Annotated in this window: 32 protein-coding genes and 1 tRNA gene; 24 read left to right on the top strand and 9 right to left on the bottom strand. The window is 65.9% G+C overall.

All coding sequences use genetic code 11. From position 1 onward, the window contains the following. The first annotated feature begins 332 nt into the window (after positions 1-332). The 12 genes from H7828_RS07110 to H7828_RS07060 all read left to right on the top strand — a co-directional run bounded on the left by H7828_RS07110 (position 333) and on the right by H7828_RS07060 (position 5,639). On the top strand, positions 333-575 hold the full coding sequence (locus H7828_RS07110) for a hypothetical protein (protein WP_226780307.1): 243 nt from the start codon (positions 333-335) through the stop codon (positions 573-575). Positions 576-585: 10 nt separating this feature from the next. Further along, complete coding sequence (locus H7828_RS07105; RefSeq protein ID WP_226780306.1) at positions 586-1,419, top strand: ERF family protein; 834 nt, start codon at positions 586-588, stop codon at positions 1,417-1,419. An 11-nt stretch (positions 1,420-1,430) separates the two neighbouring features. After that, positions 1,431-2,126, top strand: coding sequence for a hypothetical protein (locus H7828_RS07100; protein WP_226780305.1), 696 nt, complete (start codon positions 1,431-1,433; stop codon positions 2,124-2,126). Continuing rightward, a complete protein-coding gene (locus H7828_RS07095) occupies positions 2,126-2,518 on the top strand; it encodes a recombination protein NinB (protein WP_226780304.1) in 393 nt (130 codons plus the stop codon). Before H7828_RS07100 ends, H7828_RS07095 begins: the two co-directional genes overlap by 1 nt. Next, positions 2,515-2,841, top strand: a complete 327-nt coding sequence (locus H7828_RS07090) for a nuclease domain-containing protein (RefSeq protein WP_226780303.1) — start codon at positions 2,515-2,517, stop codon at positions 2,839-2,841. The genes H7828_RS07095 and H7828_RS07090 overlap by 4 nt, the downstream gene beginning before the upstream one ends. A 196-nt stretch (positions 2,842-3,037) precedes the next feature. Beyond that, positions 3,038-3,424, top strand: a complete 387-nt coding sequence (locus H7828_RS22965; RefSeq protein ID WP_226780302.1) for a YkgJ family cysteine cluster protein — start codon at positions 3,038-3,040, stop codon at positions 3,422-3,424. Continuing rightward, entirely contained in the window at positions 3,417-3,725 is a 309-nt protein-coding gene (locus H7828_RS07080) for a hypothetical protein (protein WP_226780301.1), read from the top strand. The genes H7828_RS22965 and H7828_RS07080 overlap by 8 nt, the downstream gene beginning before the upstream one ends. Positions 3,726-3,727: 2 nt before the next feature. Further along, positions 3,728-4,021 (top strand): hypothetical protein, encoded by a 294-nt coding sequence (locus H7828_RS07075; RefSeq protein ID WP_226780300.1) that lies wholly within the window; start codon positions 3,728-3,730, stop codon positions 4,019-4,021. Next, positions 4,014-4,337, top strand: a complete 324-nt coding sequence (locus H7828_RS07070; protein WP_226780299.1) for a hypothetical protein — start codon at positions 4,014-4,016, stop codon at positions 4,335-4,337. Before H7828_RS07075 ends, H7828_RS07070 begins: the two co-directional genes overlap by 8 nt. Beyond that, positions 4,334-4,465: a hypothetical protein gene (locus H7828_RS22820; protein WP_281070698.1), complete on the top strand. Its 132-nt coding sequence runs from the start codon at positions 4,334-4,336 to the stop codon at positions 4,463-4,465. The genes H7828_RS07070 and H7828_RS22820 overlap by 4 nt, the downstream gene beginning before the upstream one ends. Positions 4,466-4,467: 2 nt before the next feature. Beyond that, complete coding sequence (locus tag H7828_RS22960) at positions 4,468-4,749, top strand: helix-turn-helix domain-containing protein (protein ID WP_226780298.1); 282 nt, start codon at positions 4,468-4,470, stop codon at positions 4,747-4,749. Then, positions 4,665-5,639 (top strand): tyrosine-type recombinase/integrase, encoded by a 975-nt coding sequence (locus H7828_RS07060; RefSeq protein WP_226780297.1) that lies wholly within the window; start codon positions 4,665-4,667, stop codon positions 5,637-5,639. Before H7828_RS22960 ends, H7828_RS07060 begins: the two co-directional genes overlap by 85 nt. Before the next feature lie 36 nt (positions 5,640-5,675). Here the strand turns inward: H7828_RS07060 and H7828_RS07055 are convergent. Further along, a tRNA-Arg gene (locus H7828_RS07055) sits at positions 5,676-5,752 on the bottom strand. A 50-nt stretch (positions 5,753-5,802) separates the two neighbouring features. Then, complete coding sequence (locus tag H7828_RS07050; RefSeq protein ID WP_226780296.1) at positions 5,803-6,588, bottom strand: aspartate dehydrogenase; 786 nt, start codon at positions 6,586-6,588, stop codon at positions 5,803-5,805. Positions 6,589-6,685: 97 nt separating this feature from the next. Here H7828_RS07050 and H7828_RS07045 point away from each other — a divergent pair, with 97 nt between their 5' ends. The 5 genes from H7828_RS07045 (at position 6,686) to H7828_RS07025 (ending at position 11,990) form a co-directional block, all read left to right on the top strand. After that, positions 6,686-7,726 carry a LacI family DNA-binding transcriptional regulator gene (locus H7828_RS07045; RefSeq protein WP_226780295.1) on the top strand — a complete coding sequence of 347 codons (1,041 nt, stop codon included), beginning with the start codon at positions 6,686-6,688 and terminating at the stop codon, positions 7,724-7,726. 83 nt (positions 7,727-7,809) lie between these two features. Next, entirely contained in the window at positions 7,810-7,965 is a 156-nt protein-coding gene (locus H7828_RS07040) for a hypothetical protein (protein WP_226780294.1), read from the top strand. An 8-nt stretch (positions 7,966-7,973) separates the two neighbouring features. Then, complete coding sequence (fahA, locus tag H7828_RS07035; RefSeq protein WP_226780293.1) at positions 7,974-9,224, top strand: fumarylacetoacetase; 1,251 nt, start codon at positions 7,974-7,976, stop codon at positions 9,222-9,224. Between the two features lie 88 nt (positions 9,225-9,312). Then, the gene (locus H7828_RS07030; RefSeq protein WP_226780292.1) at positions 9,313-10,221 is read left to right on the top strand and encodes an aminotransferase class IV; all 909 of its coding nucleotides are present in this window, start codon (positions 9,313-9,315) and stop codon (positions 10,219-10,221) included. Further along, the gene (locus tag H7828_RS07025) at positions 10,218-11,990 is read left to right on the top strand and encodes a gamma-glutamyltransferase family protein (protein ID WP_226780291.1); all 1,773 of its coding nucleotides are present in this window, start codon (positions 10,218-10,220) and stop codon (positions 11,988-11,990) included. The genes H7828_RS07030 and H7828_RS07025 overlap by 4 nt, the downstream gene beginning before the upstream one ends. Here H7828_RS07025 and H7828_RS07020 read toward each other — a convergent pair. From H7828_RS07020 to H7828_RS07010, 3 genes are read right to left on the bottom strand one after another with little or no spacing between them, the layout of a single operon-like run. After that, positions 11,987-13,750 carry a TRAP transporter permease gene (locus H7828_RS07020; RefSeq protein ID WP_226780290.1) on the bottom strand — a complete coding sequence of 588 codons (1,764 nt, stop codon included), beginning with the start codon at positions 13,748-13,750 and terminating at the stop codon, positions 11,987-11,989. The two genes, H7828_RS07025 and H7828_RS07020, sit on opposite strands and share 4 nt — an antisense overlap. Further along, a complete protein-coding gene (locus H7828_RS07015) occupies positions 13,743-14,588 on the bottom strand; it encodes a carbon-nitrogen hydrolase family protein (RefSeq protein WP_226780289.1) in 846 nt (281 codons plus the stop codon). The genes H7828_RS07020 and H7828_RS07015 overlap by 8 nt, the downstream gene beginning before the upstream one ends. Before the next feature lies 1 nt (position 14,589). Next, complete coding sequence (locus tag H7828_RS07010; RefSeq protein WP_226780288.1) at positions 14,590-16,728, bottom strand: malate synthase G; 2,139 nt, start codon at positions 16,726-16,728, stop codon at positions 14,590-14,592. A 184-nt stretch (positions 16,729-16,912) separates the two neighbouring features. On the opposite strand from H7828_RS07010, the gene H7828_RS07005 reads away from it, so the two are divergent. The 4 genes from H7828_RS07005 to H7828_RS06990 all read left to right on the top strand — a co-directional run bounded on the left by H7828_RS07005 (position 16,913) and on the right by H7828_RS06990 (position 19,754). Continuing rightward, the gene (locus H7828_RS07005) at positions 16,913-17,680 is read left to right on the top strand and encodes a sugar phosphate isomerase/epimerase family protein (protein ID WP_226780287.1); all 768 of its coding nucleotides are present in this window, start codon (positions 16,913-16,915) and stop codon (positions 17,678-17,680) included. Then, complete coding sequence (locus H7828_RS07000; protein ID WP_226780286.1) at positions 17,673-18,833, top strand: Gfo/Idh/MocA family protein; 1,161 nt, start codon at positions 17,673-17,675, stop codon at positions 18,831-18,833. Before H7828_RS07005 ends, H7828_RS07000 begins: the two co-directional genes overlap by 8 nt. 137 nt (positions 18,834-18,970) lie before the next feature. After that, complete coding sequence (locus H7828_RS06995; protein ID WP_226780285.1) at positions 18,971-19,306, top strand: ArsR/SmtB family transcription factor; 336 nt, start codon at positions 18,971-18,973, stop codon at positions 19,304-19,306. After that, entirely contained in the window at positions 19,299-19,754 is a 456-nt protein-coding gene (locus H7828_RS06990; protein WP_226780284.1) for an SRPBCC domain-containing protein, read from the top strand. Before H7828_RS06995 ends, H7828_RS06990 begins: the two co-directional genes overlap by 8 nt. Before the next feature lie 21 nt (positions 19,755-19,775). Here the strand turns inward: H7828_RS06990 and hmgA are convergent, their stop codons facing one another. Together hmgA and H7828_RS06980 are read right to left on the bottom strand one after the other, a co-directional pair. After that, positions 19,776-21,131 carry a homogentisate 1,2-dioxygenase gene (gene hmgA / locus H7828_RS06985; protein ID WP_226780283.1) on the bottom strand — a complete coding sequence of 452 codons (1,356 nt, stop codon included), beginning with the start codon at positions 21,129-21,131 and terminating at the stop codon, positions 19,776-19,778. A gap of 63 nt (positions 21,132-21,194) precedes the next feature. Continuing rightward, positions 21,195-21,899 (bottom strand): ABC transporter ATP-binding protein, encoded by a 705-nt coding sequence (locus H7828_RS06980; protein ID WP_226780282.1) that lies wholly within the window; start codon positions 21,897-21,899, stop codon positions 21,195-21,197. 37 nt (positions 21,900-21,936) lie between these two features. Between H7828_RS06980 and H7828_RS06975 the strand changes: the two genes are divergently transcribed. Continuing rightward, the gene (locus H7828_RS06975) at positions 21,937-22,605 is read left to right on the top strand and encodes an arylesterase (protein WP_226780281.1); all 669 of its coding nucleotides are present in this window, start codon (positions 21,937-21,939) and stop codon (positions 22,603-22,605) included. Here the strand turns inward: H7828_RS06975 and H7828_RS06970 are convergent. After that, positions 22,602-23,201, bottom strand: coding sequence for a histidine phosphatase family protein (locus H7828_RS06970; protein ID WP_226780280.1), 600 nt, complete (start codon positions 23,199-23,201; stop codon positions 22,602-22,604). The two genes, H7828_RS06975 and H7828_RS06970, sit on opposite strands and share 4 nt — an antisense overlap. 95 nt (positions 23,202-23,296) lie before the next feature. Here H7828_RS06970 and H7828_RS06965 point away from each other — a divergent pair, with 95 nt between their 5' ends. Together H7828_RS06965 and H7828_RS06960 are read left to right on the top strand one after the other, a co-directional pair. Continuing rightward, positions 23,297-24,703, top strand: coding sequence for an FAD-binding oxidoreductase (locus tag H7828_RS06965; RefSeq protein ID WP_226780279.1), 1,407 nt, complete (start codon positions 23,297-23,299; stop codon positions 24,701-24,703). After that, positions 24,700-25,908, top strand: a complete 1,209-nt coding sequence (locus H7828_RS06960; RefSeq protein ID WP_226780278.1) for an MFS transporter — start codon at positions 24,700-24,702, stop codon at positions 25,906-25,908. The genes H7828_RS06965 and H7828_RS06960 overlap by 4 nt, the downstream gene beginning before the upstream one ends. Here the strand turns inward: H7828_RS06960 and hemC are convergent. Further along, positions 25,899-26,852: a hydroxymethylbilane synthase gene (gene hemC / locus H7828_RS06955; RefSeq protein ID WP_226780277.1), complete on the bottom strand. Its 954-nt coding sequence runs from the start codon at positions 26,850-26,852 to the stop codon at positions 25,899-25,901. The two genes, H7828_RS06960 and hemC, sit on opposite strands and share 10 nt — an antisense overlap. Position 26,853: the final 1 nt, after the last annotated feature.

Here is a 26,853-nt window from a genome sequence, read left to right as displayed (position 1 = left end):
CAGGTGACCGGTTGGGGCGGACGGGAGGGAGGCGTGTGGCGGAACCATGACGACCCAAATGGTGAAACCACCGAATACGTCCGCGCAGACCTGTGCCAGCCGCAGTGGCAACCGATTGAGACAGCCCCGAAGGACGGGACGCCGGTATGGCTGCACCGACCAGACAGAATTGGTCGCGGATCACGTCGAACCATCTCTAAATTCGACAGGGATGAATTTGCCAAGAATCCGCGCCCGTTTTGGAAGTCGTATTACGGCGGGCTTGGCGTCCTGCATGACCGGGACAACCCGCCTACCCACTGGATGCCGCTTCCCAAGCCCCCGGTGGCGTCATGACCGACCACCCGCCCCGCCCCGATGCCGCGCTTGAGGCTTTCCACGTCTGGGACAGCGCCAAGCCGCTTGGCGACGAACCCCCGCGCCTGCCCTTCGGCCTGTGCCTTCTGGGCTGGGCCATCGCCGGTGCCGCTGTGAATGGCGTGATCCTGTACATCGGATGGCTGATTTACCGCGCCTACCAGACCGCCGCAATCGACTACGCCACCGCCTGCGCAAACGGCGCAGCCTGCTTTTGAGGGAAGCACCATGAGCAATCTCGCCAAGATCGAACACCCGGAAAACCACCTGCCCGCCGATCCGATGGTTTCGATGATCGAACGCATGGTCACCGACCCGGCGTCTGACCTCGACAAGCTGGAACGGATGCTGGCGATGAAAGAGCGAATGGACGCTCACAGCGCCATGGTAGCCTTTTCCCAAGCGCTTGCCGAGGCCCGTTCGGAAATCCCGCCGATCATCAAGGATGCCGAGGTGGACTTCACCACCCAGAAAGGGCGGACCCACTACAAGCACGAAACGCTTTCGGGCATCGCCAAGGTGATCGACCCGATCCTTTCCAAGCACGGGCTTTCGTACCGCTACCGCACCAGCCAACAGGGCGGTGTCATGGTGACGTGCATCATTTCGCACCGCCTGGGGCATAGCGAGGAAACAACGCTTGCCGGGGCGCCCGATCAGTCTGGCAACAAGAACAACTTTCAGGCCGTGGGAAGCGCCGTCACCTATTTGCAGCGGTACACCCTCAAGGCTGCGCTTGGCCTGTCCGCCGAGGTTGACGACGATGCGCAGGGCGCAGCGCCACAGGTCCAGGACCATCGCGAAAACCGCGATGGAGTTCAACAGCTTCCAAAGTCGAACGCGGCCCAACTGTCGCGCCAGCTTATGCAGGCCGTCCAACGGGCGAAAACGCTGACCGAACTCAAAGCGATCTGGACGGATGAACGCTTCAAGTCCGATCTGGCGACCGTCCGCAGGTTCGACCCCGAACAAGCCGCCCACGTCGAGGCAGAGAAGGACACCCGCAAGGATGCGCTGGAACAGCCCGCCGACGATCTGGGCGGCGACAAAATCCCCTTCTAAGGAGAAGCACCATGAACGATATGACCCCCGCTGGCATCGGACACAACGGCGCACCCGACCCTATCGAAGCTGTCACCAGCGCCTATGACGATCTTCTCATGGAAGTGGCGAACTGGACGGACGGCGCAGTTGTCGAGAACGAGGCCCAGCACGACGCCGTTGCTGATCTTCTGAAACAGTTCAAGACCTACAAGGCCGAACTGACCAAGGCCGGAAAGGAACGCACCGAACCCCTCCACAAGGCTTGGAAGGCCGAGGTTGCAGCGGTCAAGGTTTACACCGACGACGCCGAGCGGATGCAATCGGCTCTGGTGGCATGTGTCGCCCCGTACAAGGCCAAGCTGGCCGAGGAAAAGAGGGCAGAGGAACGTGCCGCATGGGAGGCCGCAGACAAGGCCCGCCGGGAAGCCGAGGCAAAAGCAGCCGCCGCGAATGCCGCTGACCTTGAGGCGCAACGCGAAGCCGCCGCCGCGAAACAAGCCGCCATGGATGCCCAGAAAGCGGCCAGCGCCGGCAGCAAGGACCAGGTCAAGGGAATGCGCACCGTCCACCATTACGAGGTGGAGAGCCAAAAGGAATTGCTCAACTGGATCATCGCCAATGATCGGCCTGCGATGGTGGCATTCCTTGATGACTACGCCCGTCGCAATCACCGTTCGCAGGGCATGGCCGGGGTGAAAGTCTGGACGACCAAGGAAGCGTTCTGATGGCACAGACCGTCATTCTTCGGGGCGACACGCAGCGCAGGTTCGCGAAGGGCCTTATCGACCGCGCGCCGGTTGATGCTGTGGTCAGGATATCCGAAGCCACACGCAACGCAGACCAGAACGCCCGCATGTGGGCCATGCTCTCGGACATTTCCCGCGCCAAGCCCGAAGGCCGGAAGTGGGTGCCAGAGGTCTGGAAGTGCGCGTTCATGCAATCTCTCGGCCACCAGGTGCAGTTCTGCGAAGGGCTGGACGGCAGCGGGCCGTTCCCTATCGGGTTTCGATCATCTCGCCTGACAGTGCGCCAGATGGCGGACCTTATCACGGTCATTGCCGAGTATGGCGACCGACACGGGGTGCAATGGATGGAACCGGAAAGGGCCGATGCATGAACCTCATGAACCGCCCCGCCCCCGGCCTGAAAACGCCCCGCGCGGTATCCGCCCCGCTGCGCCAGTTCGCGCGCGGCCAACGATGCACGATGCAACTGCCCGGCTGCGATGGTGGCGGCGAAACCACCGTGCTTTGCCATGTTCGCCGGTTCACCGCCGCTGGCATGGGGCAGAAGCCGCACGACTTCCACGCCTACCACGGCTGCGCGTACTGCCACGCCAACGAGGGCACGGCAGGCGACGACGACATTCTCCGGGCCATGGTGCTGACGCAAATCCGCGTGTTCGAGGCCGGGTTGCTGACTGTGAAGGGGGTGAAATGACTGAAACGCCCGAAGCCCGCCGCGCGTTCCTGATCCACTACGCTCGGGTGAACCTTCAACAAGCCCGTGCTTGTCGGGGAAGGTCGCGTCAGAGGGGTTTTGCCTTTTGGCTTCTCTCTGTCGCGGCGAAGGCCCGCCGTGAAGCCGCCGGTATCGACACCCACCCCGCACAGCGTGATTTATTCGGAGATACAGCATGACCACGACACCAGACCCCGCCGCCATCAGGGCGCTGATACCGTCCTTTTCATGCAAAACCGATTGTCATGACTGCTGCGGTATCGTCCCGTTTTCTGATGTTGAAAAGCAAGACGCTATGAAAGTTTGGCCCTTGGAGCAATGGGAGCGATTCGGGGGTAAGAATTGGGTGGCCCGCCGCGCGCTTGAGACCGGAGACTGCCCTTTTCTTCGCCAAGGGAAATGCTCAATATATGAAACCCGCCCAACCGTTTGCCGACTTTTCGGCGCAACGGATCATCCCCTTATGAAATGCCCCCACGGATGCGGGCCTAAAAGAAAAATATCCGAAATCAAGAGTCGAGCCATTCTCAAGTCCATGGAAGCGGAGGCCCGCCATGAGTGACGCAAAGAAAGACTACCGTGATGATATGGTTGCTGATCTGATCGCGGAACGGAACCACGCGAACGATTGCTGCAATGCGGCTATGGCCGAGGTTTCGCGCCTTCGGGCGCAGCGCAATGAGGCGGTGAAAACCGTGTGCGGGGCTATCGCTGCCGAGCGTGACGAGATGCGGGACGCGCTGGAAAGGATCAGGCTAAACCAGAGCCTTGCCGAGTGCCAGAGGATCGCCAGCGCCGCTTTGCTGCCCGCGCACCACGACCCCGATTACCGGCGCTACCTGGCGCAGCAGAGGGGGGAGTGACCATGACTGCCGACCTTCCCATACCGGCCATGTCTGACGACATAACCGACAGGATCGCAAAAGAAGTTGCGGCGTTGGTCAGCGATCATATCGAGGCGATGTATCCAGACGCAGCGAGGGCTGTTGCGTGGTCTAGCGCGAAGCGCAGCATTCAGGGCGTGGTCAGAAATGCCGTGAAATCAGCCGGAGACGCAGCCGAGATAGGGCAAGCGGATCAATGGATAAAAAAATCGGCCCGCAACAGGCGAGAAATGAAAGCCATGCGGAAGAAGGTGAATTGGGGATACCATGACTGACCTTCGCGAAACGATCATTGACGTGCTCCACCGCCGCAAATGGCTTGACGACGCCGATATGGCCGATGCCATCGTGCGGGCGCTGCCTGGGGCGATCAAGCCGCTGGTGTGGAGCGAGAGGCACAGCACCTTCTGGGTGTCCGGGCCATATAGAATAACCAAGTATTCAGGGATGGCCATGCCCTACAAACTTGAGGGCGCCGGATTTAGCGACATATCCATGTGGCTTGGTTTTGAAGCCGCCAAAGCCGCCGCCGATGCCCACCACCGCGCAACCATCATGGCTGCATTCGGCCTGCGTGGGGAGGAGGGGTGACCATGAAGTATTTGGGGGAAACCATTGCGCTTATCTTGATGGTTATCATCATCGTGCTTGCCCTTGACCCATCCGCTTTGGGGAAAACGGCCCGCGCTGTTGTTGATGCCTATCAAGGGGGAGAGTGACCATGGCCGCGCCGGTTTACACCGCTGAAATGCTTGCTGACCGCTGGGGGTGCAGTGCCGAGACTGTTCGGCAGATGGTCAGGGAACGGCGATTGCCTGCCTTTCGCGTCGGGCGCATGATGCGGATTACATCGCAGGCAGTGGAGGCATACGAATGCGGGACTACAGGATCGGAAGGCTCAAGGGCCGATTTGTCGTCATGTGGGACGAGGCCGGAACCCGGCGGCGCTATCGTCTTGCGGCACACACGGTCAAAGAGGCAGAGCGCGAAGCCCGCGACCTGATCATCCAGGTTTCCGCCCCGGCCAGCGGGGTGACGGTCAAGCAGATATGGGAGGCTTATCAGGTGGAAATGGGGGAGCGCAGGCAGGCCGCGAAGTTGGCGCAGGTTGGCAGAAATGTTCTTCCTGTCTTTGGCCACATGACCGCCGAAAGCATCACGGCAGACGATTGCCGTGGGTACATTGCCACCCGCCGCAAGCATGGGCGTAAGGATGCCACGATCCGCACGGAGTTGGGGTGCCTTCGGTCGGCAATGATCTGGGCGCGCAAGGCGAAACTGGTACACACCGTTCCAGCGATTGATATGCCGTCCACGCCACCGCCCCGCGAACGCTACCTGACCAGAGCCGAATTGGCAGTGCTGTTGGATGCCGCCAGTGAACCGCATATCAAGCTGGCCATGCTGTTGATGGTGACCACGGCAGGGCGCACCGGGGCCATCCTTGAACTGACATGGGACCGGGTTGACCTTGAACGCCGCGTGATCCGGCTGGCAGCGAACGACATTGGCCCGCGCAAAGGACGCGCCACTGTGCCGATCAACGACAGCCTGATCGGGGCCTTGCAAACAGCGAAGGCTGCCGCGCTGTCCAATTTTGTCGTGGAATGGGGCGGGCGCAAGGTTGGCTCAATAAAGACCGGGTTCAATGCCGCTGTCACCCGTGCCGGGATAGACCACTGCACACCGCACGACCTGCGCCGAACCGCTGGCCGTTTCATGGCAGAGGCGGGAGTGCCGATTGAGGAAATCGCACAGTACCTGGGCCACACTAACCCGAACATTACCCGGTCAACCTATGCTAAATTCTCGCCGGATCACCTTCGGAAGGCGGCGAACGCGCTTGAGTTGTTCCCGCCTGTTCGGTCCAACGAACCAAAGAGAAAACCCTAGACGGAAAGCCATGATGTTGATTTACTTTGATAAAGATGGCGACCCCGGCAGGATTCGAACCTGCAACCTGCCCCTTAGGAGGGGGCTGCTCTATCCAGTTGAGCCACGGGGCCGGGTCTTGTGACCTGCGGTGGGGGTTTCTTACAGTTGCGCGTTCCGCCTGTCATCCCGAAACCGCGTCTTTGTGGGCTGCGATGCGGGTGAGGGCGGCAAGCACGCTCATCGCCGTCAGGGCCGAGGATCGCGGGTTGTCGGGCAGGCCGCGCGCCGCGATGCGGAAGCTGGCCGTTCCGAAGCCCCCCGAAAACGTCAGTTCGTGGATGTTCTCGGCGATGTCCGGGTCGGCGATCAGTTCAACCGTGGTGCGGTCGAACCCGATTCCGGCCAGCGCGACCGAGGCGGCGACATTGGCGTTCTTCGGGTAAAGCCGCGCCGCCTCGCGTGCGGTTCCACTGAAATGGGGCGTCGGGCCGCGCAGCGCGGCCAGGTCCAGCACCTGCTCGGCCGGCGACCCGGCCCAGCCGCGGGGCGGTTTGCGCCCGCGGTAGGTCACCTCGTCCAGACCACCGCAGCGGGCCGCCGCGAGGGCGTCCAGCGCGCCGATGGCCCCCGAGGCCAGTTCAAGCCGCCCCGGCGCGGGCGCCGTCAGCGCCGCCTCGACCGCCGGATCGGCCAGGGCACCGGTAGAGACCGCCAGCACATCCAGCCCCCGCGCCAGAAGGCGCGGACCATGCCGGGCCAGCGCCCCCTGCCCGGCCAGTTCCACCGCCAGATCGACACCCTGGACCAGCCCCTCGGCCGAAGTCAGCACCTTCACCGGGCCAAGAACCACCCGCGCGGCATCCTCGCGCCCCGGGCGGCACAGGACATGGGTGATCCGCCAGGGCGCGGGCAGATGCGCCGCGACATGCGCCGCCAAGGCGCCGTGACCGATCATCAGGATATTCATGGCACCCCCATCCTCTTTGCAGGCTTCATACACCAAAGCGCTTGGCGTAAGGAACGGATACCAGTTAACCTAGCCCGAACCACAAAGGACCGCGCCCGTGCCATCTGACCTGCCACCCCCCCGCCGTCAACTGACCCTGCGGGACGTGTCCGAGGAATCCGGGGTCAGCGAGATGACGGTCAGCCGGGTCCTGCGCAATCGCGGCGACGTGAGCGCAGCGACACGCACCAAGGTTCTGGAGACCGCCAAGCGCATGGGATACGTGCCCAACAAGATCGCGGGCGCCCTGGCCTCGTCCCAGGTCAACCTGGTCGCGGTCATCATCCCCAGCCTCAGCAACATGGTCTTTCCCGAGGTGATGACCGGGATTTCCGAGGTTCTGGACGATACCGAGCTTCAGCCGGTCGTGGGGGTCACGAACTATCGCCCCGAACGGGAAGAACAGGTCCTTTACGAGATGCTGTCCTGGCGGCCTTCCGGCGTCATCATCGCCGGGCTGGAGCATTCCGAGGCCAGCATGGCGATGCTGCGTGCCAGCGGCATTCCCGTGGTCGAGATCATGGACGTGGACGGCGAGGCGGTGGATGCCGTTGTCGGCATCTCGCATCGCCGGGCCGGGCGCGAAATGGCCAAGGCCATCGTCAAGCAGGGGTTCGAGAGGATCGGCTTTCTCGGCACCAAGATGCCGCTGGATTTCCGCGCCCGCAAACGCTTTGAAGGCTTTACCGAGGCGCTGGCCAAGACCGGGCTCGAAGTGATCGAGCAGGAGTTCTACGATGGCGGCTCGGCGCTGGTGAAGGGGCGCGAGATGACCCAGGCCATCCTTGCCCGCGATCCCGACCTCGATTTCCTCTATTTCTCGAACGACATGATCGGCGCGGGGGGGCTTCTCTACTGTCTCGAAGCCGGGATCGACGTGCCGGGCAGGCTGGGCATGGCCGGTTTCAACGGGGTCGAATTCCTGCAGGGGCTGCCCAAGCAACTGGCGACCATGGATGCTGGCCGGGCCGAGATCGGGCGCGCCGCGGCCCGCATCATCGCCGACCGGGCCTCGGGGCGGGTCAGCGAAGGCGGTCAGCGGATCGAGCTGACCCCAAAACTGCAACCGGGCGATACCCTGCGCCGCTACAAGGATTGATCGCCCCGCAGTGCCGCCAGAAAGGGTTTGACGCTGGCGCCCCATCCGCCGAACCTCGCGCCATCACCAGCAGGAGAACGCCGATGCCCATCGAACCCATGGTCGCGCCGCCCGGCCCCGCCCGCAGGACCGAATGCGCCGGAATGTCGGCCCTGTTCCAGGCGCGAACGACAGAGTCGCCCATGGCAAGCGGTCGTCCCGTCCCCCTCGGGGTCGGCGAAACCCGCCCCCCGGTCTGAGCCGCGACATGCCCCTTTTGCCCAGCTGGGTCGCCTCGGCCAATCGGCCCGACACGCCCTTTCCGCTCAACAACCTGCCCTACGGGGTGTTTTCCACCGCCGACAGCCCGCCCCGCTGCGGGGTTGCGATCGGCGACATGATCCTCGATCTTGCAGCCGCCGATGCCGCCGGGATGATCGGGCTGGGCGAGGGCCTTTTCGATCAGCCGCGCTGGAACGGGGTCATGGCCCTTGGCCCCGATGCCTGGCACAGCCTGCGGCGGCTGCTGACGGCGCTTCTGGCCGAAGATGCCGAAGACCGCGCCATCCTGGAACCCTGCCTCGTTCCCATGGCCGATGCGCGGCTTCACCTGCCCTTCACCATCAGCGAATTCACCGATTTCTACGCCTCGCGCCACCATGCCACCAACGTGGGCACCATGTTCCGCGGCGCCGAAAATGCCCTGCCGCCCAACTGGCCGCACATGCCCATCGGCTATAACGGCCGCGCCAGCACGGTGGTGGTCAGCGGCACCGAGGTGATCCGCCCGCGCGGGCAACTGATGCCCCCCGGCGCGACCGCCCCCGCCTTCGGGGCATCGCGGAAACTGGATTACGAACTCGAGCTGGGCGCCGTGGTCGGAACCGGCTCTTCCATGGGGCAAGGTGTCACCGTCGACCAGGCCGATGCGATGATCTTTGGCTATGTCCTTCTGAACGACTGGTCCGCCCGTGACATCCAGGCCTGGGAATACCAACCCCTCGGCCCCTTCCAGGCCAAGGCCTTTGCCACCACGATCAGCCCCTGGATCGTCACCGCCGCCGCCCTCGCGCCGTTCCGCTGCCCCACGCCACCGCGCGCGGTGCCGCTTCTGCCGCACCTGGCCGACACCGGACCGGCGCTTTTCGACATCACTCTCTGTGCCAGCCTGACCCCCGAGAACGGGACAACCGAAACGATCTGCGAAACCAACTTTGCCGAAATGTACTGGTCCCCAGCGCAGATGCTGGCCCATCACTCCAGCTCGGGCTGCGCGATGACGCCGGGCGACCTGCTGGGGTCCGGCGCCGTCTCCGGCGCTGAACCGCACCAGCGCGGCTGCCTTCTGGAACGCACCTGGAACGGCGCCGAACCTCTGGCCTTCCGGGACGGCACCCGCCGCAGCTTCCTGCACGACGGCGATACCATCACCCTGACCGGCGCCGCCCATGGCGATGGCTACGGCATCGGGTTCGGTGAATGCAGCGGCCGCATCCGCCCCGCGCGGGAAACGCCGTAACCCATCTTTGGTCCCGAAATATCCCGGGGTCCGGGGCAGAGCCCCGGTCCGCCCCCTCCTCAAACGCTCAGACTGAACAGGACACACCATGGCCACCACGACCCACGACGCCGACGAAGACACCCGCAACCGCGACATCCGCATCTATGTGAACGGCGATATCGTGCACCGCGACGATGCCAAGGTGTCGGTCTATGACAGCGGCTTCATGCTGGGCGACGGCATGTGGGAGGGGATGCGCCTTTACAACGGCAAATGGGCCTTCTTCGACGATCACATGGATCGCTTCTTCGATGCCTGCAAGACGGTCAGCCTCGACCCCGGCATGGACCGCGCGGGCATCCTCGACGCGCTCACCGCCACGGCCCGGGCCAACGACATGCACAACGATGTGCATTGCCGCCTGATGCTGACACGCGGCGTCAAGGCCAAGCCGTTCCAGCACCCTTCGCTGTCGCGCTCGGGGCCGACGCTGGTGATCATCATGGAACATTCCAAACCGGTCGACCGGTTGCAATCCGCCGGCATCCGCCTGGCCACCGTGCCCCAGGTGCGCGGCCTGCCCCACTCGCAGGATGCCAAGCTGAACAGCCATTCCAAGCTGAACTGCGTCATCGCCTGCCTTCAGGCCGAACAGGCCGGCGCGGACGAGGCGCTGATGCTTGATCCCCATGGTTTCGTGAACACCACCAACGCCTGCAACTTCTTCATCGTGCGCCGGGGCGAGGTTTGGACCAGCACGGGCGATTACTGCATGAACGGCGTGACCCGGCAGAAGGTGATCGACCTCTGCCGCGCCGACGGCATCCCGGTGTTCGAAAAGAATTTTTCCCTCTTCGAGGCGCATGGCGCCTCCGAGGCATTCCTGACGGGAAGCTTCGGCGCCCAGACCCCGGTGGCCGAGATCGACGGCAAGCCGGTGGGCGACGGCACCCGCCCCGTCACCGCACGCATCCAGAAGCTCTACAAAGACCTGATCGCGAAAGACACGGCATGACATTCACCACCCGCCCCGAGCTTTCGGGCACCTTCGGCATGGTCGCCAGCACCCACTGGATCGCATCCGCCGTGGGCATGAAGATGCTTGAGGCGGGAGGCAATGCCTTTGATGCCGCCGTCGCCATGGGGTTCACCCTGCATGTGATCGAACCGCACCTGAACGGCCCCCTGGGCGACATGCCCGCGATGATCTGGCCCGCCGGCGCCGACGCCCCCAGCGTGATCTGCGGCCAGGGCACCGCACCGGCCGGGGCCACCATCGCCCACTACCGGGCCGAAGGGCTGGCGATGATCCCCGGGTCCGGCCTGCTGGCCACTGTCATTCCCGGCGCCTTCGATGCCTGGATGCTGATGCTGCGCGATCACGGCACGATGGGCCTGGCCGATGTGCTGGCGCCCGCCATCCACTATGCCCGCCACGGCCACCCGGTGCTGCCCCGTGTCGCCGCGACCATTCAGGATCTGTCCGGGTTCTTCCGCGACGAATGGCCCACCTCGGCCGAGGTCTGGTTGCGCGATGGCGGGCCGAAGGCGGGCGGCCTGATGAAGAACCCCGCGCTGGCCGACACATGGGAGCGCCTTCTGGTCGAGGCGAAGGGCGCCAGCCGCACCGCCCGCATCGACGCCGCCCGCCGCGCCTTTTCCCAGGGGTTCATCGCCGAAGCCATCGACAGCTACCTGCGCGAGGCCTGCGTGATGGATGCCGAAGGCAGCCGTCGCAAGGGCGTGCTGAGCGGTGAGGACATGGCCCGCTGGCAGGCCACATACGAACCCGCCCTGTCGGTCGATCACCACGGCACACAGGTGTTCAAGCCCGGATTCTGGACGCAGGGGCCGACGCTTCTGCAGAACCTGAATGTCCTCTCGGGCATCACGCCCGATCCCGGCAGTGCCGCTTTCGTCCATGCGGTGACGGAAACCCTGAAACTGGGCTTTGCCGACCGCGAGGCCTATTATGGCGACCCGGCCCATCACGCCATTCCCGCCGATACCCTGCTGTCGGGCGACTACGCCGCCGCACGCCGGGCGCAGATCGGTGACACCGCGTCGCTTGAACAACGCCCCGGCGCCATTGCGGGCCTTGAACACTGGGCCGAAGCGGTGGTGGCCCGCGCCGCCCGCCACCACGATGCCCCGGGCGTCGGCGCGGGCGAACCCACCATGGCCCACCTGACCGAAAAGCGCGGCGATACCGTGCATGTCGATGTGGCCGATCGTTGGGGCAACATGGTGTCGGCCACGCCTTCGGGCGGCTGGCTGCAATCCTCGCCCTGCATTCCCGGCCTCGGGATGCCGTTGAATTCGCGGGCGCAGATGTTCTGGCTCGATGCCGGGCTTGCCACCTCGCTTGCCCCGGGGCAGCGTCCGCGCACCACGCTTTCGCCATCGTTCGCGCGTCACCCCGATGGAACGCGCCTGGCCTTTGGCACCCCCGGCGGCGATCAGCAGGACCAGTGGCAGCTGATCTTCCTGCTGCGCCTGATCCACGGCGGGCAAAACCTGCAACAGGCCATCGATGCGCCGCTGTTCCACACCGTCCATGCCACCGCGTCCTTCTATCCGCGCAATGCCGATCCGGGGCATCTGATGATCGAACCGGGCGTGGGGGCCGGGGTGCTGGACGATCTGCGCGCCCGTGGCCACCGCCTGGATGTGGCCGACCCCTGGACCGTGGGGCGACTGACCGCAGTGTCCCACCGCCCCGACGGGATGATGAAGGGCGCCGCCACCCCGCGCCTGATGCAGGCCTATGCCGTGGGGCGCTAAATCACACCCTTCACGAAGACCGCCACCAGCCCCGCCGCGATGAGGGAGACGCGGCGCAGCGCGCCGCCGCGACCGATGAGCCCGTAGGAGATGAGCGAAAGCCCGACCCCGACCCGCACGAAGGCCCAAAGCGCCCAGAAGGGCGAGGTGCCAAGGCGGATCAGGTTCTCATTCGCGATCATACCCAGCGGAATCAGGTACAGCCCGACCCCCAGCGCCATGGCCGTCATGGCCACCTTCAGCCAGTTCTCGCCCACCATCCCGGCGGCGATGAACACTGCGCCGCAGACCGGCGGCGTGATGGTCGACAGAAGCGCGAACCAGAAGACGAAGAGATGCGCCTGCAACGGCTCCAGCCCCAGTTGCGTCAGGGCCGGCCCGGCGACCGACACGCAGATCACATAGGCGGCGGTTGTCGGCACCTCCATGCCCAGCAGCAGACAGGCCAGCGCTGTCAGCAACAAGGCCGGCCAAAGCATCCCGCCCGCGCCCGACAGGATCACCGAGGTCAGCTTGACCCCCAGCCCCGTGATCCCCAGCACCCCGATCACGATCGAGGCGCAGATGATGATCGCCCCGATCATCGCCACCTGGCGGCCCACCGCGATGCAGGCATCCCCCAGCCGCACCAGCCCCTGGCGCAGGTTCATCCCCGGGCGCACATCGAAGAACAACGCCGCCATGCCGGTGAGGATGGCCAGACAGGCGGCATATTGCGGCGTGAAGCCGGCGCCGAACATCGCCCCCAACAGAACGGTGAAGGGCACCGCGAAAAAGGCCGAGGTGATCCAGACGGCGCGCCGGCTCGGGCGCTGATCCTCTGGCACGCCCTTCAGCTCGTATCGTTGGGCATAGGCGTTGATGCCCACCCAGACCGCCAGGAAATAAAGCACGGCGGGCAGGATCGCGGCCAGCATGATCTGGGTGTATGGAACGCCCGTCAGTTCCACCATCACGAAGGCCCCGGCCCCCATCAACGGCGGCATGATCTGCCCGCCGGACGATGCCACCGCCTCGACCGCGCCCGAAAGGCGCCGGGGGTATCCCAGCTTGGTCATCGCAGGCAGGGTGATGGCACCGGTGCTGGCGACGTTTGCCGATGCACTGCCCGAGATCGACCCGAACAGCGCCGAGGACAGGACCGAAACCTTGGCCGCCCCGCCGTTCAGCCGCCCGGCAGCGGCGGCAGCCACGTTCATGAACCCCTGCCCCGCCTCGCCCGCGTTCAGCACCGCGCCGAAAATCACGAAAATCGCCACCACGCCGACCGAAACGCCTGTCAGGCTGCCCCAAAGCCCGCCCTCGGCGATGGTCAACGTGCCAAGGAAGCTGGGGAGCGGCGTGCCGGAGTGGCCGAATTCGCCCGGGATATACTGCCCGAACAGCCCGTAAAGCAGCGCCGCCAGCGCCACCAGCGGCAGCGGCCAGCCAATGGCGCGGCGCGCGCCCTCCATGGCGATCACCAGCAGGGCAAGGGCCATGGCCACCTGCCCCGGCCCTTCAAGAAACCCGTACTGGTCGCGCAGATCGCCATGGGACAGCGCGATCCAGCCGCAAAGCGCGATGCCCAGACCGGCCAGCACCAGCCCCGACCACAGCCGCCAGCCCGCCGCGCCCGCAACGAAGACAAAGGGCAGGATCACCGCCATGTGCAGCGGCCGCGCGACAAGGTTGGGCACCAGCCCCCAGGCCACGAGGCCCAGGTGAAACACCAGCACCAGCGCGCCCAGGGCCACCCAAAGAGGGCGGCTTTCAATCATCGGCGGGTGTCACGAAATCGAAGGACCGCTCCAGCGTCAGCGACGGGATCTGGCGGCGGGCGCGCGCGATCTGCTCAAGCTCGAGCTCGACCATGGCAAGGCCGGGGTCTTCGCCACCCATATCGCAGATCACCTCGCCCCAGGGCGACACCACCAGCGAATGGCCATAGGTGCGCCGCCCGTCATCGTGCTTGCCCACCTGGGCCGGGGCCACCACGAAACTGCCCGTCTCGATGGCCCGCGCCCGCAACAGGACATGCCAGTGCGCCTGCCCGGTGGGCACGGTAAAGGCCGCCGGGATGAACAGGATCCCCGCCCCCCGCTGGGCAAGGCCCCGGAACAGCGCGGGAAAACGCAGATCGTAACAGATCGACAGGCCCACGCGCCCCCAGGGGGTATCGGTCAGCACCGCGCGCGTGCCGCCGGCGTAGGTATCGGATTCACCGATCCTGTCCTGCCCATCAAGGTGCACGTCGAACATGTGGATCTTGTCATAGTCCGCCACGATTTCGCCCTGGCTGTCGATCAGGCTGCCGTGGTTCAGGAACTTGCCCTCCGGCCCGGCGACGGGGGTGGAACCGGTGTTGATCCACAGCCCCTGCCGCGCGGCCGCCTCGCACGCGGCGGCGATGAAGGGGTCGTCCTTGGCGGCCACGACCTGGGCGCGCGCCTTTTCGGCGTTGCGGTTGCACAGGCCTGCCACCTCGGGCAGGGCCAGCATGTGGCACCCCGCGTCGGCCGCGCGGGCGGCGGCATCGCGCAGGAAGGCGATGTTCGGGCCGTGACTGTCGGCCGATGTCATCTGCGCCATGCACAGTTTCAGCACATCGGCCGCCATGTCACTGTGCCTTCAGTTCAAGCCGCCGGGCGTGCAGCACCGGCTCGGTGTATCCCGAGGGCTGTTCGCGCCCCTTGAACACCAGGTCATGGGCGGCCTGCCATGCGATGCCGTCGAAATCCGGGGCCATGGGCCGATAGGCCGGATCGTCGGCGTTCTGCTTGTCGACAACGGCGGCCATCTTCTCCATGGCGGCCTGCACCTGGTCGCGCGACACGATGCCGTGGTGCATCCAGTTGGCGATATGCTGGGCCGAAATGCGGCAGGTGGCGCGGTCTTCCATCAGGCCGACATCGTTCAGGTCGGGCACCTTGGAGCAGCCGACCCCCTGGTCGATCCAGCGCACGACATAGCCAAGGATGCCCTGGGCGTTGTTCTCCACCTCGCGCATCTTCTGCGCCTCGGTCCATTTCTGGTAGGTGGCCAGCGGGATATCCAGCACGGTATCGACATAGGCCCGCCGCCCGCCCTTCATCAGCTTTTCCTGCACGGCAAAGACATCCACCTTGTGATAGTGCAACGCATGCAGGGTGGCGGCGGTGGGCGACGGCACCCAGGCACAGTTCGCGCCGGAACGGGGGTGTTCGATCTTCTGATCCAGCATCGCCGCCATCTGGTCGGGCATGGCCCACATGCCCTTGCCGATCTGCGCCTTGCCCGAAAGCCCGCATTCCAGCCCGATATCGACGTTCTGGTTTTCATAGGCGCCGATCCAGGCCTTGCGCTTGATGAAATCCTTGCGCGAAAAGGCCCCTGCCTCCATCGAGGTGTGAATCTCGTCACCCGTGCGGTCAAGGAAACCGGTGTTGATGAAGGCCACCCGCGACCTGGCGGCGCGGATGCATTCCTTGAGGTTGACCGTGGTGCGCCGTTCCTCGTCCATGATGCCGATCTTCACGGTATTGGCGGGCAGGCCCAAAGCCTTTTCGACGATATCGAAGGTCTTGACCGCAAAGGCCACCTCTTCGGGGCCGTGCATCTTGGGCTTCACGACATACATCGACCCGTGCACCGAATTGCCGCCCTCGCGTTGCAGGTCGTGCTTGGCGATCAGGGTGGTGATCATGGCGTCCATCAGGCCCTCGAACACCTCGTTTCCGTCACGGTCAAGGATGGCGGGGTTGGTCATCAGGTGGCCGACATTGCGCACCAGCATCAGGGCGCGGCCCTTCACCGTCACGTCACTGCCATCGGGGCCGGTATAGGTGCGGTCTTCGGCCAGGCGGCGCGTCACCGTCTTGCCGCCCTTCTCGAAGGTGTCGGTCAGATCGCCCTTCATCAGGCCCAGCCAGTTGGCATAGGCCGTCACCTTGTCCTCGGCATCGACGCAGGCAACCGAATCCTCGCAATCCATGATCGCCGAAATCGCGCTTTCCAGTTTCACGTCGGCCAGACCGGCCTGATCGCGCGCACCGATCATGTGGGTGCGGTCGAACACCAGTTCGACGTGCAGGCCGTTGTTGACCAGCAGAACCGCCTCGGGCGCGCGGGGGTGGCCGCGATAGCCGGCGAATTTCTCGGGGTTGGCCAGGGGCATGTCATCGACCAGAAGCGCGCCATCCTGCACATGATAGCGGCGGGCATCGACATGGCTGGCCCCCTTGATCGGAAATGCCTCGTCCAGGAAGACCCGTGCGCGGGCCACGACACGCGCGCCGCGGCCACGGTCGAAGGGGCCCTTGGGCGGCGCGCTGCCCATGGCGTCGGTGCCATAAAGCCCGTCGTAAAGGCTGCCCCAGCGGGCATTGGCGGCGTTCAGCGCATAGCGGGCGTTGGTGATCGGCACCACAAGTTGCGGGCCGGGGACCGATGCGATCTCGGGGTCGGTATTGGCGGTCTCGATCTGGAAATCGCCGCCCTCGGGCAGGAGATAGCCGATCTGGCGCAGGAAATCGACATAGGCGCCGTGATCGTGGGGCTGGTTGCGCCGGGCGATGTGCCAGTCGTCGATCTGCTTCTGGATCTCTTCGCGCTTTTCCAGAAGGGCGCGGTTTTCAGGGGCAAGATCGTGCAGCAGCGCCGAAAAGGCGGACCAGAAGGCATCCCTGTCGACACCGGTTTCCGGCAGCGCCCGGGTGTCGATGAAGTCGGCCAGTTCGGTTGCGACCTGAAGTCCGTGAATTTCCTTACGCTCCGCCATCCTGCCCTCCTGCAACTGCGATTGCTGGGCAACCTAGAAAGATCGGCGGGCCGTGACAACACGTCTTGCGCCTTGCCGCGGGGAAAGCTGCGCCCGTTTTCCGCCGATCGGGGGCCGGGGGCCTTGCGTTTTCGCCTTCCGTCGGGCGGGATGGCGGCAACACAACCATGACGAGAGACTGACCATGACCGGCTTTTCCTACCAGCTCTACAGTTCGCGCGATTTCGGGCCGCTGTCCGACACGCTCACCATGCTGGGCGATCTGGGGTATGACTCCGTCGAAGGCTATGGCGCGCTTTTTGACGATCTCGACGATCCGGCGCCCCTGCGCGACAGGCTGGATGCGGCCGGGCTTGCCATGCGCTCGACCCACATGGGGCTGGAGCGGCTTGCCAGCGACCCGTCCGGCGTGATCGCCATGGCGCGTGCCCTTGGGGTTTCTCAGGTCTTCGCGCCCTACATCCAGCCCGCCGACCGGCCGGCAGACGCCGAGGGCTGGGCCGCGCTTGCCGCCCGGCTGGTGCAAATGGGTGCGCCCCTGCGCGACGCCGGGCTGACCTTTGGCTGGCACAACCACGACTTCGAATTTCACCCCCTGCCCGACGGCACCCTGCCCATGGACATCCTGCTGGACAAGGCCCCCGACCTGACGCTTGAGCTTGACGTGGCCTGGGCCGTCGTCGCCGGGCAGGACCCGAGGGCGCTGATCGCCCGCCACGGCCCCCGCCTGGCCGCCGCCCATGTCAAGGACCGCGCCCCCGAGGGCGAGAACACGGACGAGGACGGCTGGACCGACGTGGGGCATGGCACACTGGACTGGCCGGCGCTTTTGGGCGATCTGCGCGCGGCGGGCTGCACCAACCTGGTGATGGAGCATGACCGCCCCGCCGACGACGCCCGCTTCGCCCGCCGTTCGCTTGCCTTCGTGCAGGGGGGCCGGGGCCATGAGTGACAGACCCGTAAACGTCGGCCTGATCGGCTGTGGCAATATCTCGACCACCTACCTGGGCTTCGCCCCGCTGTTTCCCGGGCTGAGGATCGTCGCAGTGGCCGACCTGGCCCCCGCCGCCGCGCGCAAGCGGGCGCAGGAGTACAGCGTGGAGGCGCGCAGCGTCGAAACCCTGCTGACCAGCGACGATATCGACGTGATCGTGAACCTGACGGTGCCTGCCGCCCATTATGACGTCACCCATGCCATCCTGTCGGCGGGCAAGCACGCCTATAGCGAAAAGCCCCTGGCGCTGACCCTTGAGCAGGCCCGGTCGCTGGTGGCGCTGTCCGAACGAACCGGGCTGCGCATCGGATCGGCGCCCGACACCTTCCTGGGGGGCACCCACCAGCAGGCCCGCGCCCTGATCGACGCGGGCGCCATCGGGCGCGTCGTTTCGGGCACCGCCCATGTGATGAGCCGGGGCATGGAGCATTGGCACCCCAACCCCGATTTCTTCTTCCTGCCCGGCGCCGGGCCGGTGCTGGATCTCGGGCCCTACTACATCACCAACCTGGTGCAGCTTCTGGGCCCCGTCACCCGCGTGGCCGCCCTGACCAGCGCCGCCCATGATCGGCGCACCATCCTGTCGGAACCGCGCCGGGGCGAAACGATCCCAGTGGAAACCCCCACCACCATCCACGCCCTGCTGGAGTTCGAACAGGGCGCCACCATCACCTTTTCGGCCAGTTGGGACGTGATGGCCCATGAACACTCACCGATGGAGATCTACGGCACCGAGGGGTCGCTGTTCCTGCCCGACCCCAACTTCTTTGGTGGCACCCTGTCGCGTGCGGGCGTCGACTGCGACCTGCATGAGGTGACGATGTGGGATCACCTCTTCCTGACCCCCAACTTCGAACTCGACACCAATCCGCAGGCCAATTACCGCACCGCCGGGCTGGCCGACATGGCCGCCGCCATCGCCGCCGACCGGCCCCACCGCTGTGCGCTGGACATGGCGGTGCACGTGACCGAGGTGATGACCGGCATCCTGCAATCGGGCGAAACCGGCGCCTTCGTGGCCATGACCACCAGTTGCAACCGCCCCGCTCCCCTTGGCCCGGAAATGGCGCGGGGCCTGATGCCCGAGGCGCGGCAAGGGCGGCTGGCCTGATCCCTGTGTAAAACGGCCCGACCACCGAAGCGCCGCTTGGCCGTTCGGTGGTCGCTGTTGCCTGCCGCACCCCGAAAACTTTCCCCAAAGGCTAAGTATCTCTTGACCCGCGTTCGCGCACCTGATTACTTAGCCATATGGATAACAATCTGAACGACATCTTCTCGGCCCTTGCCGATCCGACCCGCCGTGCGGTGATCGAACGTCTCACGACCGGCCCCGCCCCGGTGTCCGAGCTGCACCTGGGGCACGACATGGCCATGCCATCGTTCCTGAAGCATCTCGGAAAGCTCGAATCCGCCGGGCTGATCCATACGGCAAAGGCGGGCCGGGTTCGGACGGTCCACCTGGAGGCGGCGCCCATCGCCCGGGCGGTGGATTGGCTTACCCACCACCGCACCCTCTGGGAGGGCCGCCTCGACCGCCTTTCCGCTCTTGCTGAACACCTTGAAAAGGAACCCAAAGATGGCTGATTTCGAAACCCTGACGCTGGAACGGGAAATTCCCTGTTCTCCCGAACGCCTGTTCCACCTGATCACCGACCGCGACACCCGGCAGAAATGGAGCGCCCCCGACAACGACAGCGTTCTCATCATCGACGAATACGACCTTCGCCCCGGCGGTCACGAGAAAATCCGGTGTGGCCCAAAGGACTCACCCGACTTCAACACCTTGGGTCAGTTCCACGTGGTCACGCCCGAATTCTTCTGTTTGACCGAAACACTTGCCGTCGGCGGAGAGACAATGTCGATCTCGCTGTGCAGTCACGAGATATCGGCGACGGCGACAGGGAGCCTGCTGCGACTGACCTTGCAGATCACCAGCCTGGTCGGGCCCGAGATGTTCAAGGACTTTTCCAACGGCTGGTCGGCCTCGCTTGCCAATCTCGCGGCGCTGGCATCGGACAACCCAGGCGCCTGAAGAAACGCGGCACGCCGCCCCTCACTTCTTCCCCGGCGTGCCGTCGAACTTCTTTTCCAGGCTCTCCCAGCAATCAATGTAATCGTCCTGAAGCGGTGCCTCTTGCGCGGCAAAGCGGGTGAGGTGTTGGGGGAAGCGGGTTTCGAACATGAACGACATGGTATCCTCCAGCTTGTGGGGTTTCAGTTCGGCGTTCGACGCCCCTTCAAAGGCGGTGCGATCGGGGCCATGGGGCAGCATCATGTTGTGCAGGCTCATCCCGCCGGGCACGAAGCCCTTGGGTTTCGCATCGTATTGGCCATGAATGTTGCCCATCAGCTCGGACATAACGTTCTTGTGATACCAGGGCGGGCGGAAGGTATCCTCGGCCACCATCCAGCGGTCGCGGAACAGCACGAAGTCGATGTTGGCCGTCCCCTCCACCCCCGAAGGCGCGGTCAGCACGGTAAAGATCGACGGATCGGGATGATCGAACAGAACCGCCCCCACCGGGCAATAGGTGTTCAGATCGTATTTCACCGGAGCATAATTGCCGTGCCAGGCCACCACATCCAGCGGTGAGTGGCCGATGCGGGTCCGGTGGAACTGGCCGCACCATTTGATCGTCACGGTGCTGTCGGCCTCGCGGTCTTCAAACGCCGCGACGGGGGATTTGAAATCGCGCCGGTTCGCCAGGCAGTTGGCGCCGATGGGCCCGCGCCCGGGCAGCGCGAATTTCTGTCCGTAGTTTTCGCAGACGAAACCGCGGCACGGCCCCTCGACCACCTCGACACGGTAGACCAGGCCACGGGGCAGGATGGCGATTTCCTGGGGCGCAAGGTCGATGATGCCCAGTTCGGTCAGGAACCGCAGCCGCCCTTCCTGCGGCACGACAAGCAATTCGCTGTCGGCCGAATAGAAATACTCGTCCACCATGCTTTGCGTCACCAGGTAGACATGGCTGGCCATGCCCACCTGGGTGTTCACATCGCCCGCCGTCGTCATGGTGCGCATGCCCGTGACCCAGGTCAGCGGCTGATCGGCGTGCGGCAGCGGGCTCCAGCGGTACTGGCCGAGGCTGGTCACGTCCTGCGGAATGTGGGGCGCGGTTTTCCAGTGCGGCAGGTCGATTTTCTGATAGCGGGCGGAATGTTTCACCGAGGGGCGGATGCGATAGCACCAGGTGCGTTCGTTCTGGTGGCTGGGCGCGGTGAAGGCAGTGCCCGAAAGCTGTTCGCCGTAAAGGCCATAGTTGCATTTCTGCGGGCTGTTCATCCCCTGCGGCAGGGCGCCAGACAGGGCCTCGGTTTCGAAATCGTTGCCGAAACCGGGCATGTAGCCTTCGTGCGGGCCGGGCAGGGATGGGGCCCGGGTCATGCGCATGGGGGCGTCGGTCATGGTTTCCTCCTGCCGTCGGTTGTCGCGGGCAGGATAGGGCCGACGCCCATTTGCGGCCAGCCCCTATTCCGCCGCGGCGGTGGCCGTTTCGCGGTGTTCGGGGGCGATGCGCCCATCCTCAAGCCGGATCGTGCGGTCGCACCGTTCGGCCAGTTCGGGCGCGTGGGTGACAAGGACCAGAGTGGCGCCGTGCCGGTCGCGCAGCCCGAACAGAAGCTCCATGATCGCTTGGCCGGTGGTGCCGTCAAGGTTGCCCGTCGGCTCATCCGCCAGCAGCACCGCAGGGCGCGGCGCGGCGGCGCGGGCCAGGGCCACGCGCTGCTGTTCGCCACCCGACATCTGCGCCGGGTAATGGCCGCTGCGCGCCCCCAGGCCCACCGCCTCAAGCTCGGCCTCGGCACGGGCGAAGGCATCCTCGTGCCCGGCCAGTTCCAGTGGCGTCGCGACGTTTTCCAGCGCCGTCATCGTCGGGATAAGGTGGAAGGATTGAAACACCACCCCCATATGTTCACGGCGGAAGCGGGCCAGGGCATCCTCGTTCATGTCGGTGATATCCTGCCCCAGAACCCGCACCCGGCCCCCGGTGGCGCGATCCAGCCCGCCCATCAGCATGAGGAGAGACGACTTGCCCGACCCCGAAGGCCCGACCAGCCCCACCGTTTCACCCCTGGCCACGTCCAGGCTGATCCCCTTCAGGATCTCGACCCGACCGGCGTTGCCGTCCAGCGAAAGCGTAATGTCGCTGAGCGACAGGATCGGTTCATTCATCGGGGCGTCTTTCCTTGGGCGCGGCACGGTCTTGTCATTGGCATATGGGGCGGTCGGGCGGTTGCGCAAGCGTGCCGTGGCGCTGACGGCGGCGCTGACGCTGGCCGTGGCCCCCGCTTTGGCGGCGCCCGTCACCGTTGCCGCCCTGGGCGACAGCCTGACCCAGGGCTATGGCCTGCCCCCCGCCCAGGGCTTCGTGCCGCAGTTGAACGCCTGGCTGGCCGAACAGGGCGCCGAGGCCACCGTCCTGAATGCCGGTGTCTCGGGCGACACCACGGCGGGCGGGCTGTCGCGGGTCGAATGGACCCTGACCCCCGAGGTTGACGCGATGATCGTCGCGCTGGGGGGCAACGACCTGCTGCGCGGGATCGACCCGGCCAGCAGCCGCGCCAATCTTGACGCGATCCTTGCAAAGGCGGGCGAACGCGGCATTCCTGTGCTGCTGATCGGGATGGTCGCGCCGGGCAACTATGGCCCCGAGTTCAAGCGCGACTTCGACGCGATCTATCCCGACCTGGCCGAAACCCACGACACACTCTATGCCCCCAGCTTCCTTGGTGCGCTGGAAAGGATGGACGATAGGCAGGCGACCCTGGCCCGATACATCCAGGGCGACGGCATCCACCCCAACGCCGAGGGGGTAAAGCTGATCGTGCAGGACCTTGGGCCGAAGGTTCTGGACCTGATCGAACAGGCGGCGGATTAGGCGCGGGGGGCGGGCGCCATCGCCTCCATCGGTTGCCACCCCGCCTTTGGGCGGCGTTGGTCGCTGTCGAAGGCCAGGAAACACCCGCCCCCGCCCGGCCCCTGGTCATGCTTCCGGCTGATGTCCAGCCCGGCCAGGGCACAGTAAAGCAAGGTTCCCACGGCCCCGTGGCCGACGAGCAGAAGATCGCCACCGCGATGATCGGCAAGGCAGCGTTCCACCGCGCCGACGATTCGCGCCTGCGCCGCGCGTGCCGTTTCCCAGCCCCGGATGCTGTCGTCGGGGTGGGCGAAGAAGCGGTCTGCCGTGGCCTCGAATTCGGCCGGGGGCAGGAAACCCGTCGCGCTGCGGTCGTTCTCGTGCAGGTTCGCGCGGATTTCCACGTTCAGGCCCAGGGCCTCGGCCAGCGGCGTGGCCGTTTCGACCGCCTTCGTCTCGTCGCTGGAAACGATGCGCGTGGTGCCCTGCAAGGCCCCGCTGCGCACCAGTGCGCCAACCCGCGCGCGGCCAAGATCGCTCAGCGACCAGCGGGTGATGTCGCCCTGCGGGTCAATCGCGACCTGCGGATGGGTAAGATAGCGCACAAGGAAGCTCATGCGCCATCATTCCACGGGTTGAACGCATGGGAAAGGGCTGGCACATCCCGGCCGGTGGCGACAGAGTGCCGGCACGAAACCGCGGGGGCCAGACCATGGACATCATCGAACGACTGCGCGCCATCACCGGCCCGGCCAACATCGCGACCGGCGATGATTGCGCCCCCTGGGCCAGCGACTGGACAGGCAACTACAAGGGGCAACCCCTGGCCGTGGCGCGGCCCGGCAGCACCGCCGAGGTTGCGGCCATCATGGCGCTTGCCCATGAAACCGGCACCCCGGTCGTTCCGGTGTCGGGCAACACCGGGCTGGCGGGGGGCGCCCATGCGCCGGGGCAGTTGATGATCTCGCTTGATCGGATGCGTGCGGTGCGCGAAATCCGGCCTGCCGCCCGCACCGCCATTGTCGAAGCGGGGGTAATCCTGTCCCATGTCCACGATGCCGTCGCGGCGCACGATCTGGTCTTTCCGGTCACGCTGGGCGCACGGGGATCGGCGCTGGTGGGAGGCATCCTTTCCACCAACGCGGGCGGTTCGAACGTCGTCCGGTTCGGCAATACCCGCGAACAGGTGCTGGGGATCGAGGTGGTTCTGCCCACCGGTGAAATCCTCGACCTGATGAGCGAGCTGCGCAAGGACAACTCGGGCTTTGACCTGCGCGACCTGTTCATCGGCGCCGAGGGCACGCTGGGCATCATCACCGCCGCTGTCCTGAAGCTGCAACCCATGCCCGCCGCCTATGCCACGGCGATGGTGGCGCTGCCCTCGCTGGGCGATGCGCTGACCTTGCTGAACCGGCTTCAGGCCGCGACGGGGGGCGCTGTCGAAGCCTTCGAATACATGCCCGCCGCCTATATCGAACGCCACCTGCGCCTGCGCCCCAAGGCCCGCGCGCCCTTCGATCAGCGCCACGCCGTGAACATCATGGTGGAAATCGGCGCCACCGCCCCCCGTGATGCAACGCTCAACGAAGACGGCAGCCTGCCCATCGTCGACCTGCTGGAACAGACCCTGGGCGAGATGACCGAAGAGGGCGGTGTCCTGGATGCCGTGGTCGCCCGAAACGAGGCCCAGCGCGCCGAGATGTGGGCCCGGCGCGAGGATGCCGGCGAAATGTCGGTGATGCAGCAACCCGTCCTGCTGATGGACGTGGCCCTGCCCCTGGACGGGGTCGAGCATTTCTTGCGCCAGGCCGAAACCGCCTTTCACGCCATCGACCCCGAGGGGCAGAGCATGGTGGTTGCCCACCTGGGCGATGGCAATGTCCACCTCAGCATGTGGCCCAGCAAGGCCGGCATCCCGCAATCCGACGCCATCGTCGCCCGGATCGAGGACGTGGTGGCCGACCTGGGCGGCAGCTTTTCCGCCGAACACGGGATCGGCAAGGCCAAGCGCGCCACCATGGCCCGACGCAAGAACCCGGTCGCGCTGGACGTGATGCGCCGGATCAAGGACGCGCTGGACCCGGGCGGCATCATGAACCCCGGCAAGGTCATTCCGTGACAACCCTTGGCCTCATCCTGCGCGACCGCAGCCTGCGGCTGATCGCGCTTGGCCTGATCGCCTTCGGCACCATGGGCAGCACACTGGGCGCCTATCAGTCGCTGATCGGGATCGAGCGTTTCGGGTTCTCCGACGGGCAATATGCGTTGATCTTCATGACAGGCTCGGCGCTGTCGCTGGTGGCGACGCTGGGCGTCGGCATCCTGACCGACCGCAGCGCCAAACGCCGCACCATGGCCCGCTTCATGGCCCTGGCCGGGATGGCCGGGGCCTTTGGCGTGACGCTGACCCACAGTCCCGTCGCCTTCGTGCTGGCCCATGTGCTGTTCTTTCCGGCCTTCGGCACGCTGTTCGGCCAGTTGTTCGCCCTGGCGCGGCTGGCCGGGTCGGTCCACCCGCCCGAACGGCGCACCGCGATCCAGACGACGATCCGCGCGATCTTCTGCCTGCCCTTCCTGGTGGTGCTGCCGCTATGGGCCGTCGCCTTCAATCTGGGGGTCAACCTTCTGGCGGTCTATTTCGTCGGCGGGGTGGCGGCCACCGCACTTCTGGCGATCTTCGTCTTTGCCTGGCCGCGCGACGGCGCGACGGCCTGGAGGGATACCGCCTCGGGGTTGTCGCTTGCCGCGGCCCTGGGCGAAATGGCCCGCTGGCCGGTCCTCTCGCGGCTGGTTCTGCTGTCCGGGATACAGGGGGCCAACGCCGTCTACATGATAACCGTTGGCCTGATCCTGAACGCGGCCGAGGGGCGCGGGCCGGGCGATGTGGGCCTTTTCGTGGGCATCGTCGCCGGGCTTGAGATGCCGGTGATCCTGGCCCTGCCCTGGCTGACCGCGCGCATCGGCCTGACCCCGGCCCTGACGCTGGGCGCGCTGATCTACGGCGCTTTCCTGTTCGCGCTGCCGTTTCTGGGTGCGTTGCCCGTGGTCTGGCTGCTGATCGCGCCGGGGGCCATCGGGGCGGGCGTGCTGGCCTCGCTACCGCTGCTTTACGTGCAGGAGATGATGTCGCGCCGCCCCGGCACCGGCGGTTCGCTGGTGTCGCTGGTGTTCCTGGGCGGCCAGGTCATCAGCGCGGGGGTCTTCGCGCTGGGATCGGCGCTCGGGGGATATGCCGTCGCCACCACCATCGGCGCCGCCATGGTGACGGTCTGTGCGCTGACGCTGCTTTACGCCGACCGCGAGGGGATGCCCGTTCAGGCCTGATGCCAGTCGAAGAACCCCTCGCCCGCCCGCGCCAGAAGGCCCGCGGCGATGGAGCGGCCCATCTCGGCACCATCCTCGATCGCCCCAGAGGTGGCATCGGCCAGGCATTCGGACCCGTCCGAGCGCAGGATCTCACCCCGCAGGTGCAGGCTGCCGCCGTCCAGCACCGCCAGCCCGCCGATGGGCGTCTCGCAAGAGCCATCCAGCGCGGCCAGAAAGGCCCGCTCGGCCGCAAGCTGCTGACCCGTGCGCAAATCGTGGATCGCCTCAAGCATCTCTGCCACCCTGCTGTCATCGGCGCGCCTTTCGATGCCGATGGCCCCTTGCGCCACGGCGGGCAGCATCACGTCGTCGGGAATCGGCATGTGCGGCACATCCCCGGTCCGGTTCAGGCGGCGCAGGCCCGCCATGGCCAGGAAGGTGGCCTGGGCCACGCCATCGGCCAGCTTGCGCAGCCGGGTCTGCACGTTGCCGCGAAACTCGACCACCTTCAGATCGGGCCGCTTGTACAGCACCTGCGCCCGCCGCCGGAGCGAGGATGTACCCACCACGGCCCCCTCCTCCAGCGCATCCAGCGCCCCGCCGCCCAGCGACACGAAGGCATCGCGCACGTCCTCGCGCGGGAGATAGCAATCCAGCACCAGGCCCTCGGGCTGCAACACTGGCATGTCCTTCATCGAATGCACCGCGATGTCGATCTTGCCCGACAGCATGTCGGCCTCGATCTCGCGGGTGAACAGCCCCTTGCCGCCGATCTCTTTCAGGGCGCGGTCCTGCACCCTGTCGCCGGTGGTCACGATCACGACCACCTCGAAGGCTTCGGGCGGCAGATCGAAGGCCGCGGCCAGGCGGTCGCGGGTTTCATGGGCCTGGGCCAGCGCCAGGGGCGACCCCCGGGTGCCGATCTTCAGCGGTTGGGCGGGTGTGGGAAGAGCTGCTGTCATG

This window comes from Oceaniglobus trochenteri, assembly GCF_020529025.1.
Taxonomy (GTDB): domain Bacteria; phylum Pseudomonadota; class Alphaproteobacteria; order Rhodobacterales; family Rhodobacteraceae; genus Oceaniglobus; species Oceaniglobus trochenteri.
This window is presented reverse-complemented; position numbering and strand designations above follow the sequence as displayed.

Bases quoted from the DNA above. Each gene is read 5' to 3' on its own strand.
- H7828_RS07110 (WP_226780307.1), top strand. From the start codon at position 333: ATGACCGACCACCCGCCCCGCCCCGATGCCGCGCTTGAGGCTTTCCAC.
- H7828_RS07105 (WP_226780306.1), top strand. From the start codon at position 586: ATGAGCAATCTCGCCAAGATCGAACACCCGGAAAACCACCTGCCCGCC.
- H7828_RS07100 (WP_226780305.1), top strand. From the start codon at position 1,431: ATGAACGATATGACCCCCGCTGGCATCGGACACAACGGCGCACCCGAC.
- H7828_RS07095 (WP_226780304.1), top strand. From the start codon at position 2,126: ATGGCACAGACCGTCATTCTTCGGGGCGACACGCAGCGCAGGTTCGCG.
- H7828_RS07090 (WP_226780303.1), top strand. From the start codon at position 2,515: ATGAACCTCATGAACCGCCCCGCCCCCGGCCTGAAAACGCCCCGCGCG.
- H7828_RS22965 (WP_226780302.1), top strand. From the start codon at position 3,038: ATGACCACGACACCAGACCCCGCCGCCATCAGGGCGCTGATACCGTCC.
- H7828_RS07080 (WP_226780301.1), top strand. From the start codon at position 3,417: ATGAGTGACGCAAAGAAAGACTACCGTGATGATATGGTTGCTGATCTG.
- H7828_RS07075 (WP_226780300.1), top strand. From the start codon at position 3,728: ATGACTGCCGACCTTCCCATACCGGCCATGTCTGACGACATAACCGAC.
- H7828_RS07070 (WP_226780299.1), top strand. From the start codon at position 4,014: ATGACTGACCTTCGCGAAACGATCATTGACGTGCTCCACCGCCGCAAA.
- H7828_RS22960 (WP_226780298.1), top strand. From the start codon at position 4,468: ATGGCCGCGCCGGTTTACACCGCTGAAATGCTTGCTGACCGCTGGGGG.
- H7828_RS07060 (WP_226780297.1), top strand. From the start codon at position 4,665: ATGTGGGACGAGGCCGGAACCCGGCGGCGCTATCGTCTTGCGGCACAC.
- H7828_RS07050 (WP_226780296.1), bottom strand. From the start codon at position 6,588: ATGAATATCCTGATGATCGGTCACGGCGCCTTGGCGGCGCATGTCGCG.
- H7828_RS07040 (WP_226780294.1), top strand. From the start codon at position 7,810: ATGCCCATCGAACCCATGGTCGCGCCGCCCGGCCCCGCCCGCAGGACC.
- fahA (WP_226780293.1), top strand. From the start codon at position 7,974: ATGCCCCTTTTGCCCAGCTGGGTCGCCTCGGCCAATCGGCCCGACACG.
- H7828_RS07030 (WP_226780292.1), top strand. From the start codon at position 9,313: ATGGCCACCACGACCCACGACGCCGACGAAGACACCCGCAACCGCGAC.
- H7828_RS07025 (WP_226780291.1), top strand. From the start codon at position 10,218: ATGACATTCACCACCCGCCCCGAGCTTTCGGGCACCTTCGGCATGGTC.
- H7828_RS07020 (WP_226780290.1), bottom strand. From the start codon at position 13,750: ATGATTGAAAGCCGCCCTCTTTGGGTGGCCCTGGGCGCGCTGGTGCTG.
- H7828_RS07015 (WP_226780289.1), bottom strand. From the start codon at position 14,588: ATGGCGGCCGATGTGCTGAAACTGTGCATGGCGCAGATGACATCGGCC.
- H7828_RS07010 (WP_226780288.1), bottom strand. From the start codon at position 16,728: ATGGCGGAGCGTAAGGAAATTCACGGACTTCAGGTCGCAACCGAACTG.
- H7828_RS07005 (WP_226780287.1), top strand. From the start codon at position 16,913: ATGACCGGCTTTTCCTACCAGCTCTACAGTTCGCGCGATTTCGGGCCG.
- H7828_RS07000 (WP_226780286.1), top strand. From the start codon at position 17,673: ATGAGTGACAGACCCGTAAACGTCGGCCTGATCGGCTGTGGCAATATC.
- H7828_RS06995 (WP_226780285.1), top strand. From the start codon at position 18,971: ATGGATAACAATCTGAACGACATCTTCTCGGCCCTTGCCGATCCGACC.
- H7828_RS06990 (WP_226780284.1), top strand. From the start codon at position 19,299: ATGGCTGATTTCGAAACCCTGACGCTGGAACGGGAAATTCCCTGTTCT.
- hmgA (WP_226780283.1), bottom strand. From the start codon at position 21,131: ATGACCGACGCCCCCATGCGCATGACCCGGGCCCCATCCCTGCCCGGC.
- H7828_RS06980 (WP_226780282.1), bottom strand. From the start codon at position 21,899: ATGAATGAACCGATCCTGTCGCTCAGCGACATTACGCTTTCGCTGGAC.
- H7828_RS06970 (WP_226780280.1), bottom strand. From the start codon at position 23,201: ATGAGCTTCCTTGTGCGCTATCTTACCCATCCGCAGGTCGCGATTGAC.
- H7828_RS06965 (WP_226780279.1), top strand. From the start codon at position 23,297: ATGGACATCATCGAACGACTGCGCGCCATCACCGGCCCGGCCAACATC.
- hemC (WP_226780277.1), bottom strand. From the start codon at position 26,852: ATGACAGCAGCTCTTCCCACACCCGCCCAACCGCTGAAGATCGGCACC.